Here is a 19486-nt window from a genome sequence, read left to right as displayed (position 1 = left end):
CCTCGGAGCACAGACACACATGACAGACCACGGACGACCCAAACCCTCGGACGAACTCAGGCAGGTCGCGTCGCGCCGGCCCCACCTGATGGACCACCTGAAGAAGTTCAAGCAGATCACCGGGGAGTTCCCCACGTTCATCGAGGAGGCCGACGACGACTACGAGTCCCACCGGCCGAACGTCCTCTACCCGGTCGGCGGCCCCATCTTCTGTCACATCTACGGGGACATCGGCCAGGACATGAAGTACTACGCCATCGAGCCGGAGCTCGACGACGAGGAGAAGGTCGTCTTCCAGAAGGTCCGCAACAAGCTCCTCCAGAAGAGCGTCTCCAAACCGGCCCCCACCAGCGACAACGAGTACGACGACCGCATCGAGGAGCTCCTCCAGGAGTCGACCAACGTCAAGAGCGGCGCCAGCGACGAGGGCGGCGTCCTCTCCCGCTTTTCGAAGTTCTCGAACATCGGCAAGGTCGAGGTGACCGAGCACACCTACGAGAACATCCTCTACCGGCTCAACCGCGACATCGTCGGGCTCGGCCCGCTCGAACCGGTCATGCGCGACCCGGCGAACGAGGACATCCACGTCATCGGCCCCCACGAGTGCCACGTCGACCACGCCGTCTACGGCATGCTTTCCACTACTGTGGACTTCGGCACCCCCGAGGAGTACGACCAGTGGCTCAAGAACATGGGCGAGCGGATCGGCGACCCCGTCTCCGACTCGGACCCCATCGTCGACTCCACCCTGCCCGACGGCTCGCGTCTCAACCTCATCTACTCCGACGACGTCTCGGTCAAGGGCCCCTCGCTCACCATCCGTCAGGGCGACGACGTGCCCCTCTCGATCTTCCAGATCACGAAGTGGGGGACGCTCAGCCCGCAGCTCTCCGCGTACCTCTGGCTGTGCCTGGAGAACGAGCAGACCGTCTTCGTCGTCGGGGAGACGGCGTCAGGGAAGACGACGACGCTGAACTCCATCATGGCGTTCATCCCCCGCGACGCGAAGATATACACCGCGGAGGACACCGCCGAGGTCCTGCCGCCCCACGACACGTGGCAGAAGCTCCTCACGCGTGAGGGCGAAGACGAAGGGTCCAGCGTCGACATGTTCGACCTGGTCGCCGCCGCGCTGCGTTCGCGCCCCGACTACATCATCGTCGGTGAGGTTCGTGGCGAAGAGGGCCGGATGGCGTTCCAGGCGGCCCAGACCGGTCACCCGGTCATGCTGACCTTCCACGCGAGCGACATCGTCTCGATGATCCAGCGCTTTACCGGCGAACCGATCAACGTCCCGGAGACGTTCATGGACGTCGCCGACGTGGCGCTGTTCCAGAACCGGGTCAAGCAGGGCGACCAGGTCCTCAGGCGGGTGACTTCGGTCCAGGAGATCGAGGGCTACTCCAAGGAGATGGACGGGGTCGTCACCCGCCAGTCGTTCTACTGGGACCCCGTCGAGGACGAGATCATCTTCCAGGGCATGAACAACTCGTTCGTCCTCGAGGAGCAGATCGCGACCCTGCTGGGCTACGAGGACACCCGCGACATCTACGACGACCTGAACTTCCGCGCGAGCATCATCGAGCGGGCCATCCAGGAGGGTATCCTCGGCTACCACGAGGTCAACGAACTGATCGAGGACTACCACCGCGACGGCGTCGAGGGCCTCCCCTTCGACATCCACAGACCCGACTGATGGCCTCGGCTGACGAATCCGCGGGCGATCTCGAACTCACGGTCACCAGCGCCCTCTCGGGCCTGATCGACGCCTACCAGCAGATGCCGATGCCGCTGAACCGGTACATCGGCGTCATCCTCGCGCCGTCCGCCCTGTTCTTCCTCGTCACGCTCGGGATCGGTGTTCTGCTCGATCTCCCGCTGATGATCCGCGGACCGATCCCGCTGCTCGGCTTCCTGATGTTCCTCTCGGCCGTGTTCTACCCGAAGATCCTCCTCTCGCAGCGCAAGGCCGAACTCAACAACCAGTTCCACCTCGTCGTCACGCACATGACGGTCCTCGCGACGACCAACATCGACCGCATGGAGGTGTTCCGCCAGCTCGCCCAGCAGGACCAGTACGGCGAGATGGCCGCCGAGATCGGTCGCGTCGTCGAACTCGTCGACACCTGGAACCAGAGCCTCGACGACGCCTGCCGCCGCCGAGCCAAACAGGTCCCCAGCGACGCCGTCTCCGACTTCTTCGACCGCCTCGGCTACACCCTCGGCGCCGGCCAGGCGCTCGACGACTACCTCGTCTCCGAACAGGACCAGATCATCCAGAACTACAAGACGGTCTACCAGGGGACCCTCGACAACCTGGAGGTTATGAAGGACCTCTACCTGTCGATGATCCTCTCGATGACGTTCGCGCTCGTGTTCGCCGTCGTCCTCCCGGTGCTCACGGGCACGAACCCGACGATGACCGTCAGCGCCGTCATCGTCCTCTACGTGTTCGTCCAGTCCGGGTTCTACCTCGCCATCCGCTCGATGGCGCCCCACGACCCGCTGTGGTACCACCCCGAGGACAAGCGCTCGCCCGTCGAGGACAAGATCCGCAACGCGACCGTCGCCGGCACCGCCCTCTCGACGCTGCTTTTGGCCTTTTCGCTCGCCGGCATGCTCGGCGTCAGCCCCGTCACCCTCGACGACGTGGTCTTCTTCCTCGATCCCCTCCCGCTGCCGTTCTACGCGGCTATCCCCACTCTGCCCCTGCTGATCCCGGGGATCGTCGTCAACGCCGAGGAGAAGAAGATCAAGGCCCGCGACGAGGAGTTCCCGAGTTTCATCCGCGCGCTCGGCGCCACCGAGGGCGCCAAGCAGTCCACGACCTCGACCGTGCTGGAGAGCCTCCGCAAGAAGGACTTCGGCCCCCTCACGGACAACGTCGACAATCTCTACAAGCGCCTGAACATGCGCATCGAGACGACCGAGGCCTGGCGCCACTTCACCGCCGAGTGTCGCTCCTACCTCATCCAGATGTTCTCCGAGATGTACCTCATCGGCCGGGAGATGGGCGGCGACCCCAAACTCCTCGGCGAAGTCATCTCCGAGAACATGATGGAGGTCCAGCAGCTCCGCCAGCGCCGCACTCAGGCGACCACCACCCTCATCGGTCTCCTCTACGGGATCACCGCCGCCTCCACCTTCGCCTTCTTCATCGGCCTCCAGGTCGTCAACATCCTCGCCTCGATGAGCCTCGACCTCCAGAGCAACACCAGCAACTTCGACGTCGGCAGCCTCATCAACACCGAGGTGTACAACATCCCCCTCATCGAGTTCCTGCTCGTCATCATCATCATGTTCGGCGCCATGCTCTCGGCGCTGATGGTCCGCACCGTCGACGGCGGCCACAAGATCAACACCTACATCCACTTCGTCGCGCTCACCTGGGTCGGCTCGATCACCGCCGCCGTCACGAAGTGGCTAGTGACGCAGTTCCTCGCCATCTAGAGACCATCTGGTTACCATCTTTTTCGTCCGGGGGTCTCCTCGGGCCTTCGGCCCTGCGGGGACCCCCGGACCAAAAACATGGGTGAAAAAGCCGGACGCCTCGCTCACTGCGTTCGCTCGCGTCCGGCGAACCGCGCCTCGCTTCGCTCGGCGCGGACGCTAGTTCTCTCCGCACGGCATCGACAAGCGAGACCTACGCGATCGCGAAGACGACCACGGCGACGTTCCAGATCCCGACGCCGACGCCGACGATCGCGAGGCCGAGCGGGACGCCGACGTCGTAGGGTCGCGGCGTCGCCCGGTAGAGGACGTAGAACGCGGCGAGCAGGATCCCCTTCCAGACCGGGAGGACCAGGAGACCGAACTGCCGGATCCCTTCGCGGACGAGCGGGTGCGCTTCCGCCGCTACGCCGGTCCCGACCGCCGCCGCGGTCAGGGCGACGTCGAATACGCCGAACGCGACCAGTGCGACGATCCAGACACTCGCGGTCAGCCTCGTCTTCGTCCCCCCGTGTGTCGCCATCGATCGCCGATGCGTCGGCAGCCGACATTGCTATCGGACGATTACCGGCGGGTATAAAGCGTCTAACGCGATTTCGCTTACCTCTACGAGACCGGACAAATAACGTCGATAGCCGGTGAACGGACGCCAATTACTATCCCGCGTGCCCGACAGTAGCGACCATGCCGGAACCGGAAGACACGCTCAGTCGCTCGCCCGTCGACTTCGACTCGGCCGTCGCGTACGCGCTCCACCCGGAGATGCGCCGGCTCATCATCCTCTACCTCGTCGGGACGCTGTTGCTCCCTATCGGCCTGTCGATGTTCGTCAACCCGCCGTTCATCGGCGGGCTCGCGCAGATCGTCCGCCAGATCATCGGCCTCGCCATCGTGCTCGTCGGCGCCACGTTCTTCTTCGGCGGCGTGATCGGCGCGCTGTTCAAACTCGTCGCCGACGCGAACATCCTCGCCGCGGCACTGGACGAGGAGTAACACACCGCCGGGGGTCGCATCGTCACCCCGAAACGGGCCGGCGTATCACCGACGCACCGCTTCGAGGACCACCCCGTCGTCGAACGCTCCGCGTTCGTCGGCTTTCTCTCGGCGGACGCGTTCGACTTCCTCCGCCTCCAGTCCGTGGCACTCCCCGAGAGCGTCGAGGACGGTCAGCACGTCGGCCAACTCGCCGGCGCTCGGGTCGTCGTGGAACTCCGCGACCTCCTCGTCGAGTTTCTCGTGCAGGCGCTCGCGGTACTCCTCGCCCGACGCTTCGTGGGTCACCGGCTCATCCCCGTTCTCTCGGATAATCCGCGGAATGTCGTCCCGGACGAGTTTGTCGTACTCCTCGGCCATGGGGACGCTGGCTCCGTCGGCACCCTAACTGTGGCGCTCTCTCACCTGCCGGCGACCAGTAGTCTCGGCCCGAGGCGGATGCCGTTATGGCGCTGGCCTCCGAAGCGAGCGATATGTGTGGCCGCTACAGTCTCTTCGCGCCGCCCGACGACGTCGAGGAGCGGTTCGGCGCGACCTTCGACTTCGAGTACGAACCGCGGTACAACGCCGCGCCGAGCCAGGGCCTACCGGTCGTCATCGGGGACGAGCCCGAGACGATCCAGCGCATGGAGTGGGGGCTCGTTCCCTCGTGGGCCGACGACCGTTCGGAGTTCGAGTTCATCAACGCACGCGCGGAAACAGCACGGAAGAAGCGGAGTTTCGCCGACGCCTACGAGTCCCGGCGCTGTTCCCGCGAGCGGAGCGAGCGGGATCTCGACACGCCGAAGGCGGGTCGGTGTCTGGTCCTCGCGGACGGGTTCTACGAGTGGGCCGAGACCGACGAGGGAGGGAAACAGCCGTACCGCGTCACCGTCGGCGACGGCGACCTCTTCGCGATGGCGGGGCTCTGGGAGCGCTGGACGCCCCCGCAGACCCAGACCGGACTCGGCGACTTCGGCGGCGGCTCGGACCCCGACGCCGAGCCCGAGTCCGTCGAGACGTTCACCGTCGTCACAACCGAGCCCAACGACACCGTGGGCGAACTCCACCACCGGATGGCGGTCGTCCTCGCGCCCGACGAGGAAGACCGGTGGCTCACCGCCGACCCAGACGAGGCCGAGGCGCTGCTGGACCCGTATCCCGCCGACGAGATGCGAACCTATCCGGTCTCGACGGCCGTGAACAACCCGGCCAACGACTCGTCGGCCGTCGTCGAACCGGTTGAGATCGGGTCCTGACCCGCGCAGGCCCGACTGGGCGCTACGGTACCGGCGCGTCGATTCGAATCCTTTTAGGGCGCGAGGGCTGAACAGGCGGGTATGGCTATCAAACCCGCCTACGTCAAGAAGACGGCGACGCTGCTGATGGAGCGGTATCCGAACGCCTTCGGCGACGACTTCGAGCACAACAAGGACGTCGTCACAGAGCTCACGAACGTCGAATCGAAGGGCGTCCGGAACCGCATCGCCGGCTACGTCACCAGCAAGAACGCCCAGCCCGCGGAAGCGTAGGCGCGGTTCTCTCCTCTCTTCGTCAGTTCGTCCGGAGCGGCGGCGCCTTCCTGCGATATCGCCCATGATTGTTCCTGACCGTGGTAGACGTATCCAAACTGTTTTGAGGAGGCGTCTCTCTATCCCGGATCAATGACTGTCAGCGTAGGCATCCTCGGTGCGACGGGCGCCGTCGGACAGCGACTCATCCAGCTACTCGACCCGAACCCCGACTTCGAGATCGAAGCGCTCACCGCGAGCGAGTCCAGCGTGGGCAAGAGCTACCGCGAGGCGAGCAAGTGGCGCATCGACATGCCCATCCCGGAGGACGTGGCCGAAACCGAGGTCGTGGCGACCGAGCCCGGCGCCGTCCCCGACGACGTGGACCTCATCTTCTCGTCGCTGCCCTCTAGCGTCGGCGAGCGCGTCGAGCCGGACTTCTGCGAGGCCGGCTACGTGGTCTCCTCGAACTCCTCGAACGCCCGCTCGGACGACGACGTCCCGCTCGTCATCCCCGAAGTCAACGCCGACCACCTCGACCTCATCGAGGTCCAGCGCGACGAGCGCGGCTGGGACGGCGCCCTCGTCAAGAACCCCAACTGCTCGACGATCACGATGGTGCCGCCGCTGGCCGCCATCGACGACGCCGCCGGCCTCGACCGTATCGAGGTCGCCACCCTGCAGGCCGTCTCTGGCGCCGGCTACTCCGGCGTCTCCTCGATGGAGATCATCGACAACGCCATCCCCCACATCGGCAAGGAAGAGGGGAAGATGGAGACCGAGTCACGCAAGCTCCTCGGCACCTTCGACGGCGCCGAAGTCGAGTGGCACGACGCCGACGTCTCGGCCTCGTGTAACCGGATCCCGACCATCGACGGCCACCTCGAAAACGTCTGGGCCGACACCGAGCAGGACCTCACTCCCTCCGAGGCCGAGGAGGCGCTGGAAGCGTACCCGTCGCTCGACCTCCCGAGCTCGCCCGACCAGCTCATCAAGGTCTTCGACGAACCCGACCGCCCCCAGCCCCGCATGGACCGAAACCTCGGCAACGGCATGACCGTCTCCGTCGGCGGCGTCCAGGAGACCACCCACGGCCTGCAGTTCAACTGCCTCGCCCACAACACGCTCCGGGGCGCGGCCGGCGCGAGCGTGCTCAACGGCGAACTGCTGCTCGACACCGGCTACCTGTAAGCAGTCGCCACGGTCGACCGTCTTCGACGAATCGATCACGCAGTACGTGTGCGTACTGATCGTCAGTGTATCTACCACTCGGCAGAGACCTCGAAAGGGGTGCGCTGAATAGGGGCGCGAACCCGTCACGGCTGCGGTCCCGATCAAAGCGGAGAACAGTCGCCGAAGACAGGGGGGCTGTGAGCGACGTAGATGAGCTGGGAACTGGGTGTGCTGTTCTCCGGCAGTCTCGCGGCTCGAGCCGGAACCGTACTTTTATGTAGGTCCCGTAGAGATTCGAGGGGTAGTTGGTTCGTGAACGTCCTGCACGAATTCGCACTGGCGGTGTCGACACTACCCGGGCAACTCCCCGTGGCGTTGCCGGTCTCTATCGACGTGTTCGTCGTGCTGGCAGTCGTCGCCGTCGCGCTCGTCCTGTTCGTCCTCCAGCCGGTCTCGATCGACACCACCGCCATCGCGCTGATGGTCGGGCTCATCCTCCTCGGGCCGTGGACGGGGGTCTCTCCCGAGGAGGGCGTGTCTGGCTTCTCGAACCCCGCGACGCTCACCGTGCTGGCGATGTTCATCCTGAGCGAAGGGGTTCGACAGACCGGCGTCATCCAGATCCTCACCCAGAAGATGGAGGCGTTCGCGGGCGACAGCGAGTCCCGACAGCTCGTCGCGACGGTCGGACTGTCCGGCCCCTTCGCGGGCTTCGTCAACAACACGCCGATCGTCGCGGTGCTGATCCCCGCCGTCACGAATCTCGCCCGGAAGACCGGCACCTCGCCGTCGAAGCTCCTGATCCCGCTCTCGTTCGCCTCGATGATGGGGGGGACGCTCACCGTTATCGGGACGTCGACGAACCTGCTCGCGAGCGACATCTGGGCGCAGATCGGCCCGACCGGAGAGCCGTTCTCGCTGTTCGAGTTCACGCAGCTCGGCGTCGTCGTGCTGGCGGTCGGTATCGTCTATCTACTGACCGTCGGCCGACACCTCACGCCGGCCCGAATTTCGGCGGAGGGGTCTTCCGCCGACCAGTTCGGGATGGCCGACTACCTGACCGACGTGGTCGTCCGGACGGACTCTGACCTCGTCGGATCGCGGATACGAGAACTGCAACGCGGCGACCTCGACCTGGACGTGTTCCAGGTCGTGCGCGACGGTCGTAGCATCGTCCGCGGCCTCCCCAGCGAGCGGATTCGCGCCGGCGACGTTCTCTCGGTCAGAGCGAATCAGGAGACGCTCGAACAGGTCATCGAGGACGAACACCTCGAACTCCTGCCGGAGCTCCTCGATGCCGCACGGGAGGGCGACAAGTCGCTCCCCGAGGGGTTCGTGCCGGAACATCACACGTGGAATCCGCCGTCAGCGCCCACCACCACGGACACGGAAGACGACGAGGGCGAGGAAGGCGAGGACGGAGCGGAATCCGAGGCGGACACCTCGCTCACGGAAGTCGTCTTGCTCCCGGGGCCGTGGTCGAACAGACGGGACGGCGTCGCCGGATTCGAGAGCGAGTACGACGCGACCGTGCTCGCCGTCCGCCGCGGCAGCGAAGTGATTCGCCAGCGCCTCCGCGACGTCAGCCTGCAGGCCGGGGACGTGCTGCTCGTCCAGACGAACGAAACCGTTTTGGACCGGCTCCGGACCGACACCAACGTCGTCGTCTCCAGCGACGAGCGCTGGGAAGAGTTCGACCGGGCGCAGATCCCGATCGCCCTGGGGATCGTCGCCGGCGTCGTCGGGTTGGCCGCCCTCGAGTACCTCCCGATCATGGTGAGCGCCCTCGCCGGCGTCGTCGCGATGCTCTTCTCGGGGATCCTCCGCCCCGCCGACGCCTACGAGGCCGTCGACTGGGACGTCATCTTCCTGCTGGCCGGGGTCATCCCGCTGGGAGTCGCGTTCGAGGCATCGGGGACGGCAGATCTGATCGCGACGGGTATCGTCGGTGCGAGCGCCGTCCTGCCCCCGATTGCGATGCTCGCGACGTTCTACCTCGGGACCGCGATCGTCACCGAAATGGTGAGCAACAACGCCAGCATCGTGTTGATGCTCCCCATCGCTATCGAGGTGGCCGGCCAGCTCGGCGTCAACGCCTTCGCGTTCGCCCTCGCAGTGACGTTCGCCGCCAGCACACCCCTGCTGAGCCCGGTCGGCTATCAGACGAACCTCATGGTGTACGGCCCTGGTGGGTACAAGTTCACGGACTTCGCGCGCGTCGGCGCGCCGCTGCAGCTCGTACTGACCGTCGTCACGACTGCCGGTATCGCGTTCTTCTGGGGGCTGTGAGAACTGGTGATCGCGATTGTGGCGGGGACGACTGCCTGTCCGACAGCAGTCGACTGCTGCGCGACCCCTCCTCGACAGTGAGAGACTCTGGTCGATCTGCTTTCCGTGGGTGTCTCCCTCTTCACTCGCTCCCTCGTCGCTGACGACACCGCTATCTCGCAGCCGATCTCCCCCACCGCTCGACAGGTCGGATCAGCGTTCCGGGAGACGCCACCTGCACTGAGCGCTCGCGCCGAAGCCAGAAGAGCGTGCGCTCACCAGACGCTCGACATCTGAGAGTATTGGGATGGGCGCGGGACTCTGTGAGTCCCACGAACCTGCGAACGGGCGCGGAGCGCCCCGAGCGAAGCATATGGACGACGTTATCCCGCCGCCCCGCGAAGTGCGACCATGGACGAGGGGACCTACCGCGTGCTGCCCGGTCGCGACGAGGAGACGTGGCGGTTTCTCGACCGCGACACCTTCGAGACTATCGCGGTTCCGATCGAAGGCCACAACGTACCCGTCGAGGATCTGCACCCTGGCTACCTCGTGGAGGCCGAACTCGACTGGGGGTCGGAGGATCCGACGGTGCGGTCGCTCTCGGTCGTTCGCCCGACGCTGTACACCTTCGTCGAGGACGCCGACCCGATCTTCGAGGTGGCACAGAGCCTCTGGGAGGAAACCCGTGCGGCCGGCGAGGGCATGAACGCCACGCAGACGTACAACACGGACAACAAGGTCAACGGCGTCTGTTACGTCTTCGCCGACGCGGGACAGCCGAGCGTCTTCGACGACTTCCGCGCGGGCGCCCGCCCGCTCGAACCGCTCGTCGACCGGATCAACGACCAGGCCGACACCGAGCCGGCAGCCCGGGAACTGTTCGTTCTGCGACCCCCGGACGGGACGTTTACCGTCGTCACCATCGCGCTGGACAAGGACGGCCGATTCGCGGAGACGCTCCGCGAGACCTACGAGCGTGACGCCCCCGACGAACCGCTTGTCTGAGGTCTCATCGCCGATTCTTGTTGGGCTTGATATTGTGGTTTCCGGTTCACTTGGTGTACTGAGCATCCGCCGAGCGCCCCAGGCGCGAGGCGGTTCTACCGAGCGCGAACGAAGTGAGCGCTCGGCGTTTTTCACCCATGTTTTTGGCTCGGGGGTCGCGAACGGTGTGAGCGACCCCCGAGCGAAAAAGATGGTGCCGATTCCTTATCTGTCTGTAACTCTCTAGCTCACGTATGAGCCTCTCGATCACCGTCCCGCTCCAGGCGCTCGGTGACATCTCCCCGCTGGTCGTGGTCGGCGGACTGCTCCTCCTCATCGCGATAGCGGCGGTGTACTCGGCGATCGAGATCGTCGAGGCCTACGAGAAGGAGGCGCTGACGGTCTTCGGCGAGTACCGAAAGCTGCTCGAACCCGGGATCCACGTCATCCCGCCGTTCGTGAGCCGGACCTACCCGTTCGATATGCGGACCCAGACGATCGACGTGCCACAGCAGGAAGCGATCACCCGCGACAACTCACCGGTGACCGCCGACGCCGTCGTCTACATCCGAGTCATGGACGCCAAGCGGGCCTTCCTCCAGGTCGAGGAGTACAAACACGCCGTGTCGAATCTCGCGCAGACGACGCTGCGCGCGGTGTTGGGCGACATGGAACTGGACGACACGCTCTCGCGGCGGGAGATGATCAACGCGCGCATCCGCGAGGAACTCGACGAACCCACAGACGAGTGGGGGATCCGCGTCGAGAGCGTCGAGGTCCGCGAGGTCAACCCCGCCGCGGGCGTCAAACAGGCCATGGAACAGCAGACCTCGGCCGAGCGGCGTCGCCGCGCGATGATCCTCGAAGCGCAGGGCGAACGGCGCTCGGCCATCGAACAGGCCCAGGGCGCGAAACAGTCCGACATCGTCCGCGCGCAGGGGTCGAAACAGAGCCAGATCCTCGAAGCGCAGGGCGATGCCATCTCGACGGTGCTGCGGGCCAAATCCGCCGAGTCGATGGGCGAGCGCGCCATCATCGACAAGGGCATGGAGACGCTGGAGAACATCGGCCAGGGCGACTCCTCGACGTTCATCCTGCCCCAGGAGATGTCCTCACTGCTCGGTCGCTACGGCAAACACCTCACCGGTAGCGACGTGACCGACATGGCGAAGGCCAGCGGCGACGGCGAACTCGATAGCCTGAACTTCGACGCCGAGACGCGCGAGCTCCTCGGTCTCGATAACATCGCCGAGATCATCGGCCAGATCGACGAGGAAGCACAGGTCGACGTCGACGCGATGGAGGAGGAGGCCCAGGCCATCAAAGAGGGCGAGGGGTTGCGCGCTGGCGACACCGAGGTCCTCGACGAGCGGGAGTGAACGTGGCCGCTCTCCCGTTCGCGACGGGAGACTCAACGCTTTTCATCAGTCGCAGTGACAGTCCAGTATGGTCTCCAGAGACACGGCCGTCCACGTGACGGTCGTCGCGCTGGCGTTCGCCAGTCTGGCCGCCCTCTCCCCGTCCGTCTTCGACGCCGAGAGCCCGTTCGCAGTCGTAGCGCTCGTCGCATTCAACGGCGTCGTCCTCGCCGGCGCGCACCTCTATCTCGCGTGGCGTGGCGAGGACGGACTCGTCCCCGTTTCCGCGCGGTGGCGGTTCGTCGCCGCGGTCGGCGTCGTCGTCGTTCTGGGCGCGACCGCGGCCGTGACCGAGCCGGTCGCCGTCGGGCCGGTCACGACCGACGGACTGCTGACCGCTCTCGCCGGCGTCGTCGCGGCCGGCTACCTGCTCCTCGAAGCCCGCGCCGGGTATCGGGATTCGACCGGCGAGAGCGGCGCTTGATCGGCGGCCGGTCGGCTCGGAGACGCCATCAGACTACCTGATTGGGCAGCCCCTCCCACTCGCCCGATTCCTCGGCGGTGGCGACGGCGTCGGCGACGATGTCGGCGAGGCGCTGGAAGTACTCGGGGGTGTGGCCCGCGTTGTGCGGCGTGACGAGGACGTTCTCGAACGTCCACAGCTCGTGGTCTTCGGGGAGCGGTTCGGGGTCGGTGACGTCCAGCGCAGCGCCGCGGATGTTGTTCGAGCGGAGCGCGTCGACGAGGTCGCCGGTGTGGACGACGCCGCCGCGCGCGGTGTTGATCAGGACGGCGTCGGTTGGCATCGTCAGGAACACCTCGGCGTCGACCAGGTGCTCGGTCGCGTCGGTGAGGGGACAGGCGAGGACGACGTACGCGGCGTCGGCGACGGCCTCGCCGATGTCCTCGTAGCCGTACACGTCGTCGGTCGGGCCGCCCTTCTCCGGGGTGTACCGGACGCCGACCGTGTCGACGTCGAACCCGTCGAGGCGCTGGACGATCGACTCGCCGATAGGTCCCATACCGACGACGGCGACGGTGCTCCCCGCGAGTTCGTGGGTCTTGTGCGAGCGCCACTCGCGGCGGCGCTGACGTCGTCGGGACTCCAGGAAGTCGCGGGTGAAGGTGAGTATCGCGCCGACGGCGTACTCGCCGATGTTCGGGCCGTGGACGCCCGAGGCGTTCGTGACGGCGATGTCGCGCTCGCGGAACGCGTCGAGCGGCAGGTGATCGACGCCGGCGAACGAACACGCGAACAGTTCCAGGTTCTCCGCGCGCTCGATGTCGTCCTCGTCGAGGGAGAAGCCGGCGACGACGCGGGCGTGGGGGAGCATCTCACGCTCCTGATCGGGGGTCGCGGCGAAACCGACCTCGCGGTCGGGGAGTCGTTCGCGCAGCGCGTCGACGTACTCTCGGGGGGAGATGCCGTGGATATTCTGTCGTAACACGAACACTTCGGGGTGCTCGTCCGTCGAATCTGCGGTCATGGGCCGCCAGTTCGACGTGGTCCCTCAAAAATCCCGTCGTCGGGTGCCTCTCGCGACGCGGTCCGAGAATATGTCCCCGTTCAGAGGCCGGGCACGAGTTCGAGGATATCGTAGCGCAGGACGTACCGGGCGACGCCAGCGCCGTAGGCGAGGACCCAGAAGATCACGTAGCCGAAGACGCCGATCCGGACGCGACTGCGCCAGTGGCTCATCCGCTCGGAGCCGATCTCGTCGAGCAGCACGTCCTCGTCGTAGTCGTTGTAGAGGTCGTGGCGGCGCTTGGCGGAGAAGATGCGGACGATGCCGGTGAACCCGAACGCGAGCATCGCGTACGCCTGTAACCCGAGGAAGGCGTGGACCATGGCGAAGCTCCCGAACTGGTCGAGCAGCCGTGGGGCCATCCACGTCACCAGCGGCACCGTCGTCAGCACGAGCCCCGTCACGACGAACTTCAGGTGGTGCATCAACACCCCCCAGGTGACCGGCTCGGTCTCGATGATGTACCAGGCGCCGTAAAAGAAACAGGGGAAACTCGCCGTCACGGCCAGCAGCACGACCGTCGCGATCACCCTGTCCGTGACCATAGCCGACTCTATCGGCCATGCCTCCTAAACCGTGCCGAAAGTCCGCTCACTCCTCGGACTCGATCTCGTCGAACAGCGCCGCGACGCGCGCTTCGATCTCGTCGCGGATCTCGCGGACCCGCTCGGGGTCCTGGCCGTCCGGGTCGTCGAGCGCCCAGTCGGCCACGGTCACGTCGTCGCCGACCTTGCCGACGTCGAGCGTCGAGCATCCCATCGTCGCCACGTAGTCGCACGAGCGGAGTTCGTCGAGAGTGATCTCGCGGGGCGTCCGGTCAGAGAGGTCGAAGCCGGCTTCGTCCATCACCTGGACCACTTCCTCGTGAACGCGGTCGGCGGGGTGGGTCCCGCCGGTCAGGATCTCGACGCTGTCGTCGAGTCCACGTCGATCACGTTCGCGCTCGGCGAACGCGGTCGACATCTGGGAGCGGCCGGCGTTCTGGACGCACATGAAGGCGATACGGGTCGGGTCGGTGGTGTCGGTTTCTGTGGACATCGTGTGTCGTGCGGTCGGGTGGTTGGTCGTCGAGTGTCGATCGGGTGTCGGGTGTGGGTAGGTGGTCGAACGTCGATAGGTTGTCGGGTGTGGGTCAGTCGTCCGTCGCCGGTTCGCCGGCGGTCGGTTCGGGCGTTCCCGCCGCGGACGCTCCCCAGTCGAATTTGCGCTGGAAGTACAGCGCGACGTTGACGAGCGCGAGCAGGACGGGGACCTCGATAAGCGGGCCGACGACGGTGGCGAAGGCGACGCCGGAGCCGACGCCGAACACGGCGACCGCGACCGCGATGGCGAGTTCGAAGTTGTTGCTCGCCGCGGTGAAGCCGATCGCCGTCGTCGTCGAGTAGTCCGCGCCGATCCCCCGCCCCATTCCGAAGCTCACCAGGAACATGACGACGAAGTAGATGGTCAGCGGCACCGCGATGAGCAGCACGTCGGCGGGCGCGGCGACGATGCTCTCGCCCTGCGTGGCGAACATCACGACGACGGTGAACAGCAGCGCGACCAGGGTCAGCGGGTCGATCTTCGGGACGAGTCGCTCGTCGTACCACTCCTCGCTCTTGGCTCGCGTCCCGACGTATCGGGTGAGAAAGCCGGCGGCGAAGGGGATCCCGAGGAACACGACGATCGCTTCGAACACCTGCATCGGCGTGATATCGAAGGCGGTGATGCCCGCGACGAGCGTCTCCATGCCCAACAGCGGGGGTAGCACGAGTGCGAAGAACCAGACGTACACCCCGTAGGTGAGGATCTGGAAGAGGCTGTTGAACGCGACGAGACCGGTCACGTACTCGGTCGACCCTTCGGCGAGTTCGTTCCAGACGAGGACCATCGCGATGCAGCGGGCCATCCCGATGAAGACGAGCCCGAGGAAGAAGTCGGGGCGCGCCGGGAGCCCGGGGACGAGCCCGCTGAAGAAGAAGACGGCGAGCCCGAACATCAGCGTCGGGCCGATGAGCCAGTTCTGGACGAGGCTCAGCCCCAGCACGCGCCAGTTGCGGAACACGGTCGGGAGCCGCGAGTAGTCCGCCTTCGCCAGCGGCGGGTACATCATCGCCACGAGCCCGATCTCGACGAGGTGGAGGTCCCGAATCGGCTGCGTCACCGACGGCGCGACGAATCCGAGGCCCACGCCGACGGCCATCGCGCCGAAGATCCAGACGGTAAGGTACTTGTCGAGGACGTCCATCGAGCGCGGGTCCCCACAGGATTCGCAGTCGCAGTCCGGTCCGTGTTCGTGGGCGTCACTCATCGTCGACGCTCCCGTCGAGGACAGTGACGAGCGCGACCGCGCGGTTGGTCGCGCGGTACTTCTTCCAGCGGCCGTCCTTGCGATCGGTGACCAGTCCCGCCTCGACGAGCGCGGAGAGCGCGTGACTCAGTCCGCTCTCGGAGACGTCGACGACCGCGTTCAGTTCGCAGACGCACAGTTCCTCGCCCGCGGCGACGAGCACGCGGACCAGCGTGTAGCGCGTCTCGTTGGCGAGCGCCGAGAGGACGTCGAGTTCCGCGTCGACCTGTGCCGCCCCGAGCGCCGCTTCGAGCGTCCCGAGTTCGTCCAGGCGGCGCTCGACGTCCTCGTTCCGACACTCGCCGAGTTCGTCGTCGAGGTACCGCCGAAGCCGCTCCGTTCCCTGGGCCATCGAGAGACAGTTGATCGATATCTAAAGTAAGTGTACCGATCGAAGGCCGCGAATATCCGACAAAGCCGCGAAATTCTCCTTAATGCACCAGATGTCGGTACGTCCGGATCGAACGTAGTTGAATAGGTACTGAACTAGGTTTGCCACCACGACCGTGGCCTGGGTTCCGGTGCCGAGCCGACTTCCGACCGATTGCCGTTCGATTCTCGTGTGCGCACGCGAGTTGGCCACTCCCGCGTCGTGCTCGAAACCGTCGCAGAGGATCGGTGGAGTCTGTGGCCGTCTGCGTCGGGTAGGGGTCGCGAGAACGCCCCCTTCGGGGCGCTCGGCGCGGTCTGTGGCGTGGAACTGAGACGGACGGCCGTCATCGGGTCGGGGCGCTTTTACCCCTCGGGGACCGAGTTCCGTTAATGAGCGACGCGGCCGACGACCGCGAGGGCGAGCGAAGCGAGCCCTCGGACGGAGTGAGCGGGGACGAAGAACCCGCGAGCCGCGAGGGCGAGCGAAGGGAGCCCTCGGATGGAGCGAGCGGGGACGAAGAACCCGCGAGCCGCGAGGGCGAGCGAAGGGAGCCCTCGGATGGAGCGAGCGGCGGAGCCGACGCGTCGGACACGGCGGACGGCGACGGCGGGCCCGAGTCCATCGAGGCGCTCCGCGAGCAGGTCGAGGCCGAGTACGACTTCGAGGACTTCGGTCCGGCCGAAATGGAGTCGATGTCCGCCGACGAGTGGGAGGCCGTCTTCGATCCGGACACCTGGATTACCGGGCAGGAACTGCTCGACCGGGTCGAGGCGGATCTCAAGCGGCGGGTCGCCGACCGAGAGGTGTTCGCCCGCGTCGAGCGCCAGGACGACCGCGTGCTGGCGTACTCCGACGAGGGGTACGCCACCGTCTACGCCGACGGCGCGGTCGAAGGTCACGGGACGGTCCTGCGCGACGTGAAGCCGACGGTCGCGCTGGCGTCGATGAACTCCTACGACGTGCCGGAGGCGCCCCCCGACGAGTTGCTTCCCGAACCCCAGGAGGTACCGGAGGGCAGCGGTGAACTCGGGAACACGATGTTGCAGGTCGTCGCGGGGTTCCAGGTGCTGGCCGGGTTCCTCCTGATCGGCGGCTGGCTGGTCATCAGCCTCGGACTGATCCAGCCGCCCGGCGGCGGGAGCGTCCGGTCGCTGAACGTGATCGGGATGCTCGTCGCCGGCGTCGTCTTCCTCGGGATCGGACTCCTGTTGTTCGCGGTCGTCGCGAACGCCCGGCTGTCGGACAAGTTCCGCGCCGAGGAGTACCGCAATCGGCTGCGCGCCGTCGAACTGGAGCCGGGGGAGCGACCGGACTTCCTGTCGGACGAGGGGGAAGCGGCAGAGCGGACAGAGGGGATCCCCGGGGAGCGGTCGGACGGGCTCCCGGGGAGCGGTTCGGAAGGCGAGGGCGACGCGTCGTGAGCGGGTCGGTGTGTCGGCGTCGCTGTCCCACTGTGTCCTCCGTCTCCCGGACGGGTGCTGTCGGACCGACCCCGACCCGAATATCTGCGGGTCTCTGCTCCGTCGCAGGCGGCTAATCGCGCGCCTGCGTGCGTATTCGGTGGGTTTATACAAATTCGGTACCGAGCATCGACGTGTATGAATAGACGGGACTTTCTGCGGACCGCCGGCGGCGCCGCGGGCGGTGCGTCCGCCGCGGCCGTCGGGGCCGGTACGGCCGCCGCCGCCCAGGAGGAGGGAGGTGGCGGAGGCGGGAGCGTGCAGCCCGTGTGGCCGTCGTACGTAGACGACGCTGCCGGTGGTGAGTACCAGGACCTCCGCGGCGAATCGGAGGTGTCGATCGAGGTCGGCGTCGGTTCGTCCGGCTTCGCGTTCGCGCCCACCAAGGTCTGGGTCGACCCCGGGACGACGGTGAACTTCGAGTTCGTCACGCCGAGCCACAACGTCAAGCCGAACGAACAGCCCGAGGGCGGCAGCCTCGATGGGACCGAAGGCGGCGAGTTCGATACCGTCCCGGAGGGCGAGACCTACTCCGCGACCCTCGAAACCGGCGGCATGTACACCTACTACTGTGGCCCCCACGAGGGCCAGGGGATGAAAGGCGCCGTCGCCGTCGGCGAAGACGTGGAGACCGAGGAGGTCGGCGGCGGCGCGACGCCGTTGAACCCCGAACACATGGGCGTGCCTTTCCACCCACACTACGTCGGGGTGTCGACCATCGTGATGATGGTCGTCTCCCTGCTGTTCACGTTCTTCTTGCTGAAGTACGGTGAATCACCGAACGCGAAAGGAGGGAACAACTGATGTCCTCGTCCGGAAGCACTTACGGCGACATCCACCGCTACGAACCGGCCCGCGAGAGCACGGCGGCGGCCGTCGGGATCGTCCTGTTGACGATCGTCGAGGTCGTCTTCGTCGGCCTGTTCACGTTTGGCCTGGTCAACGGCTGGGGGTACAGTCCGCTCGGCAACATGTACCTGGGCGGTATCCTCGCGATCATCTTCGTCGACCTGGCGTTCATTCTGATGCTGTACCGCAAGGAGTTCCTGCCGGACGTGATGATCGTCAAGAAACGACGCCGCAAGTGGGAGGACCTCTACGTCCGCGAAGAGGACGTCGATGGGACGCCCTTCGCCGAGGGGGACCCCATCGAGAGCGTGAAACGAGCCGTCTACCCTTACTACAAACGATAAACAATGCCACTGGACGAAGACAAGTACCCCGGAGAAACGGGTCGACGCCGGTTCGTGAAAGGCGTGGTCGGCAGTGCGGCACTGGCGAGCGTCGGAACGGGCGGCGCGGCCGCGATGAACACGGTGACATCCGCGTCGGGTGGCGGTGGCGGCCCGACGCAGTACATCGCCATCGAGAACACGGACGGGCCGGCGCCGCGCGGGATGCCGATCGTCCCGGTCGAAGTGACCGACTCGGGCGAGCTGCAGGGGCTCTTCCCCGAAGCGAGCACCGAGACCGTGCAAGGTATCGAGCGGACGATCGCCGAGATGGACCTGGGCGGAGTGACTTACTCCTCGCAGTGGTTCCAGTACTGCGGGCTTGAACAGTATCAGGGCGTCCAGCCCACTGCCGACGCGGACAATATGATCCGCGCCTCGGCGAGTCCGCCGCCCGCGTACGAGTGGCAGCAGGAAGTCGAGGGCGACACCGTCCTCACAGTCGACATGTTCGACGACTACGAGACGTGGGGCAACGGGATCGGGAAGGACGGCCTCGGCAAGCCCGCGAGCGCCACCTGGCGGTCGCAAGGCGAGGAAGCGAAGACCATTCCCGTGCAGGTGCTCCGCTCGACGAAGGTCTCGCAGATGGCCAACGGCGAGGGCGAATTCAGCGACCTCCCCGGAAACATCCAGAGCTTCATCGACGCGGCGACCGACCAGGACTTCATGGCCTGGATCAACAAGTGCACTCACTTCTGCTGCGTGCCGGGCTACAAACAGCTCGAAGGGAGCGCGAACTTCGGCGGCGCGGACGAAGTGTACTGTCAGTGCCACCAGTCGATCTACGACCCGTTCAGTCCCACACAAGTACAGTTCGTCGCGCGTCCGCGCCCGGAGGACTAAC

At 66.2% G+C, this 19486-nt stretch carries 21 protein-coding genes; 14 read left to right on the top strand and 7 right to left on the bottom strand.

The features are described 5' to 3' along the window. Window positions 1-19 precede the first annotated feature (19 nt). Together ACMGFH_RS09230 and flaJ are read left to right on the top strand one after the other, a co-directional pair. A complete protein-coding gene (locus ACMGFH_RS09230; protein ID WP_415382762.1) occupies window positions 20-1696 on the top strand; it encodes a type II/IV secretion system ATPase subunit in 1677 nt (558 codons plus the stop codon). After that, window positions 1696-3450 carry an archaellar assembly protein FlaJ gene (flaJ, locus tag ACMGFH_RS09225; RefSeq protein ID WP_415382761.1) on the top strand — a complete coding sequence of 585 codons (1755 nt, stop codon included), beginning with the start codon at window positions 1696-1698 and terminating at the stop codon, window positions 3448-3450. Before ACMGFH_RS09230 ends, flaJ begins: the two co-directional genes overlap by 1 nt. A gap of 193 nt (window positions 3451-3643) precedes the next feature. On the opposite strand, the gene ACMGFH_RS09220 is transcribed toward flaJ, so the two are convergent. Beyond that, entirely contained in the window at window positions 3644-3973 is a 330-nt protein-coding gene (locus tag ACMGFH_RS09220; protein ID WP_415382760.1) for a hypothetical protein, read from the bottom strand. Window positions 3974-4134: 161 nt separating this feature from the next. Here ACMGFH_RS09220 and ACMGFH_RS09215 point away from each other — a divergent pair, with 161 nt between their 5' ends. Further along, window positions 4135-4443: a hypothetical protein gene (locus ACMGFH_RS09215; RefSeq protein ID WP_415382759.1), complete on the top strand. Its 309-nt coding sequence runs from the start codon at window positions 4135-4137 to the stop codon at window positions 4441-4443. A 45-nt stretch (window positions 4444-4488) separates the two neighbouring features. Here the strand turns inward: ACMGFH_RS09215 and ACMGFH_RS09210 are convergent, their stop codons facing one another. Continuing rightward, a complete protein-coding gene (locus ACMGFH_RS09210; protein WP_415382757.1) occupies window positions 4489-4803 on the bottom strand; it encodes a hypothetical protein in 315 nt (104 codons plus the stop codon). 113 nt (window positions 4804-4916) lie between these two features. On the opposite strand from ACMGFH_RS09210, the gene ACMGFH_RS09205 reads away from it, so the two are divergent. From ACMGFH_RS09205 to ACMGFH_RS09175, 7 genes are all read left to right on the top strand, one after another. After that, the gene (locus tag ACMGFH_RS09205) at window positions 4917-5681 is read left to right on the top strand and encodes an SOS response-associated peptidase (RefSeq protein WP_415382756.1); all 765 of its coding nucleotides are present in this window, start codon (window positions 4917-4919) and stop codon (window positions 5679-5681) included. A gap of 81 nt (window positions 5682-5762) precedes the next feature. Beyond that, on the top strand, window positions 5763-5954 hold the full coding sequence (locus tag ACMGFH_RS09200) for a 30S ribosomal protein S17e (RefSeq protein WP_123537175.1): 192 nt from the start codon (window positions 5763-5765) through the stop codon (window positions 5952-5954). Between the two features lie 132 nt (window positions 5955-6086). Next, entirely contained in the window at window positions 6087-7124 is a 1038-nt protein-coding gene (gene asd, locus ACMGFH_RS09195; RefSeq protein WP_415382754.1) for an aspartate-semialdehyde dehydrogenase, read from the top strand. A 303-nt stretch (window positions 7125-7427) separates the two neighbouring features. Then, window positions 7428-9395 carry an SLC13 family permease gene (locus tag ACMGFH_RS09190; RefSeq protein ID WP_415383227.1) on the top strand — a complete coding sequence of 656 codons (1968 nt, stop codon included), beginning with the start codon at window positions 7428-7430 and terminating at the stop codon, window positions 9393-9395. A 390-nt stretch (window positions 9396-9785) separates the two neighbouring features. Next, window positions 9786-10382, top strand: coding sequence for a DUF6663 family protein (locus ACMGFH_RS09185; RefSeq protein WP_415382753.1), 597 nt, complete (start codon window positions 9786-9788; stop codon window positions 10380-10382). A gap of 233 nt (window positions 10383-10615) precedes the next feature. Beyond that, complete coding sequence (locus ACMGFH_RS09180) at window positions 10616-11740, top strand: SPFH domain-containing protein (protein WP_415382751.1); 1125 nt, start codon at window positions 10616-10618, stop codon at window positions 11738-11740. A gap of 67 nt (window positions 11741-11807) precedes the next feature. Further along, complete coding sequence (locus ACMGFH_RS09175; RefSeq protein ID WP_415382750.1) at window positions 11808-12203, top strand: hypothetical protein; 396 nt, start codon at window positions 11808-11810, stop codon at window positions 12201-12203. 28 nt (window positions 12204-12231) lie between these two features. Here the strand turns inward: ACMGFH_RS09175 and ACMGFH_RS09170 are convergent, their stop codons facing one another. The 5 genes from ACMGFH_RS09170 to ACMGFH_RS09150 all read right to left on the bottom strand — a co-directional run bounded on the left by ACMGFH_RS09170 (window position 12232) and on the right by ACMGFH_RS09150 (window position 15926). Next, the gene (locus ACMGFH_RS09170) at window positions 12232-13206 is read right to left on the bottom strand and encodes a D-2-hydroxyacid dehydrogenase (RefSeq protein ID WP_415382748.1); all 975 of its coding nucleotides are present in this window, start codon (window positions 13204-13206) and stop codon (window positions 12232-12234) included. Window positions 13207-13286: 80 nt separating this feature from the next. Next, the gene (locus ACMGFH_RS09165) at window positions 13287-13790 is read right to left on the bottom strand and encodes a hypothetical protein (RefSeq protein WP_415382746.1); all 504 of its coding nucleotides are present in this window, start codon (window positions 13788-13790) and stop codon (window positions 13287-13289) included. A 46-nt stretch (window positions 13791-13836) separates the two neighbouring features. After that, a complete protein-coding gene (locus tag ACMGFH_RS09160) occupies window positions 13837-14283 on the bottom strand; it encodes a low molecular weight phosphatase family protein (protein WP_415382745.1) in 447 nt (148 codons plus the stop codon). 94 nt (window positions 14284-14377) lie between these two features. Continuing rightward, window positions 14378-15535, bottom strand: coding sequence for an ACR3 family arsenite efflux transporter (gene arsB, locus ACMGFH_RS09155; protein ID WP_415382743.1), 1158 nt, complete (start codon window positions 15533-15535; stop codon window positions 14378-14380). Beyond that, entirely contained in the window at window positions 15528-15926 is a 399-nt protein-coding gene (locus tag ACMGFH_RS09150; protein ID WP_415382741.1) for an ArsR/SmtB family transcription factor, read from the bottom strand. The genes arsB and ACMGFH_RS09150 overlap by 8 nt, the downstream gene beginning before the upstream one ends. Window positions 15927-16336: 410 nt before the next feature. On the opposite strand from ACMGFH_RS09150, the gene ACMGFH_RS09145 reads away from it, so the two are divergent. The 4 genes from ACMGFH_RS09145 to ACMGFH_RS09130 all read left to right on the top strand — a co-directional run bounded on the left by ACMGFH_RS09145 (window position 16337) and on the right by ACMGFH_RS09130 (window position 19485). Further along, window positions 16337-17368: a hypothetical protein gene (locus tag ACMGFH_RS09145; protein ID WP_415382739.1), complete on the top strand. Its 1032-nt coding sequence runs from the start codon at window positions 16337-16339 to the stop codon at window positions 17366-17368. A gap of 177 nt (window positions 17369-17545) precedes the next feature. Continuing rightward, window positions 17546-18211 (top strand): plastocyanin/azurin family copper-binding protein, encoded by a 666-nt coding sequence (locus ACMGFH_RS09140; RefSeq protein ID WP_415382737.1) that lies wholly within the window; start codon window positions 17546-17548, stop codon window positions 18209-18211. After that, window positions 18211-18600 carry a hypothetical protein gene (locus tag ACMGFH_RS09135; RefSeq protein ID WP_415382735.1) on the top strand — a complete coding sequence of 130 codons (390 nt, stop codon included), beginning with the start codon at window positions 18211-18213 and terminating at the stop codon, window positions 18598-18600. Before ACMGFH_RS09140 ends, ACMGFH_RS09135 begins: the two co-directional genes overlap by 1 nt. Window positions 18601-18603: 3 nt before the next feature. Then, window positions 18604-19485 carry a ubiquinol-cytochrome c reductase iron-sulfur subunit gene (locus ACMGFH_RS09130; RefSeq protein ID WP_415382733.1) on the top strand — a complete coding sequence of 294 codons (882 nt, stop codon included), beginning with the start codon at window positions 18604-18606 and terminating at the stop codon, window positions 19483-19485. Window position 19486 lies beyond the last annotated feature (1 nt).

Origin of the sequence: Halosimplex rarum, assembly GCF_047715405.1 — an archaeon.
Lineage (GTDB): Archaea > Halobacteriota > Halobacteria > Halobacteriales > Haloarculaceae > Halosimplex > Halosimplex rarum.
The sequence above is the reverse complement of the archived record's forward strand: the minus strand, read 5'-3'. Positions and strand labels throughout refer to the sequence as shown.

Coding starts and splice junctions, on each gene's coding strand:
- ACMGFH_RS09230 (WP_415382762.1), top strand. CDS start 20: ATGACAGACCACGGACGACCCAAACCCTCGGACGAACTCAGGCAGGTC.
- flaJ (WP_415382761.1), top strand. CDS start 1,696: ATGGCCTCGGCTGACGAATCCGCGGGCGATCTCGAACTCACGGTCACC.
- ACMGFH_RS09220 (WP_415382760.1), bottom strand. CDS start 3,973: ATGGCGACACACGGGGGGACGAAGACGAGGCTGACCGCGAGTGTCTGG.
- ACMGFH_RS09215 (WP_415382759.1), top strand. CDS start 4,135: ATGCCGGAACCGGAAGACACGCTCAGTCGCTCGCCCGTCGACTTCGAC.
- ACMGFH_RS09210 (WP_415382757.1), bottom strand. CDS start 4,803: ATGGCCGAGGAGTACGACAAACTCGTCCGGGACGACATTCCGCGGATT.
- ACMGFH_RS09205 (WP_415382756.1), top strand. CDS start 4,917: ATGTGTGGCCGCTACAGTCTCTTCGCGCCGCCCGACGACGTCGAGGAG.
- ACMGFH_RS09200 (WP_123537175.1), top strand. CDS start 5,763: ATGGCTATCAAACCCGCCTACGTCAAGAAGACGGCGACGCTGCTGATG.
- asd (WP_415382754.1), top strand. CDS start 6,087: ATGACTGTCAGCGTAGGCATCCTCGGTGCGACGGGCGCCGTCGGACAG.
- ACMGFH_RS09185 (WP_415382753.1), top strand. CDS start 9,786: ATGGACGAGGGGACCTACCGCGTGCTGCCCGGTCGCGACGAGGAGACG.
- ACMGFH_RS09180 (WP_415382751.1), top strand. CDS start 10,616: ATGAGCCTCTCGATCACCGTCCCGCTCCAGGCGCTCGGTGACATCTCC.
- ACMGFH_RS09175 (WP_415382750.1), top strand. CDS start 11,808: ATGGTCTCCAGAGACACGGCCGTCCACGTGACGGTCGTCGCGCTGGCG.
- ACMGFH_RS09170 (WP_415382748.1), bottom strand. CDS start 13,206: ATGACCGCAGATTCGACGGACGAGCACCCCGAAGTGTTCGTGTTACGA.
- ACMGFH_RS09165 (WP_415382746.1), bottom strand. CDS start 13,790: ATGGTCACGGACAGGGTGATCGCGACGGTCGTGCTGCTGGCCGTGACG.
- ACMGFH_RS09160 (WP_415382745.1), bottom strand. CDS start 14,283: ATGTCCACAGAAACCGACACCACCGACCCGACCCGTATCGCCTTCATG.
- arsB (WP_415382743.1), bottom strand. CDS start 15,535: ATGAGTGACGCCCACGAACACGGACCGGACTGCGACTGCGAATCCTGT.
- ACMGFH_RS09150 (WP_415382741.1), bottom strand. CDS start 15,926: ATGGCCCAGGGAACGGAGCGGCTTCGGCGGTACCTCGACGACGAACTC.
- ACMGFH_RS09145 (WP_415382739.1), top strand. CDS start 16,337: ATGAGCGACGCGGCCGACGACCGCGAGGGCGAGCGAAGCGAGCCCTCG.
- ACMGFH_RS09140 (WP_415382737.1), top strand. CDS start 17,546: ATGAATAGACGGGACTTTCTGCGGACCGCCGGCGGCGCCGCGGGCGGT.
- ACMGFH_RS09135 (WP_415382735.1), top strand. CDS start 18,211: ATGTCCTCGTCCGGAAGCACTTACGGCGACATCCACCGCTACGAACCG.
- ACMGFH_RS09130 (WP_415382733.1), top strand. CDS start 18,604: ATGCCACTGGACGAAGACAAGTACCCCGGAGAAACGGGTCGACGCCGG.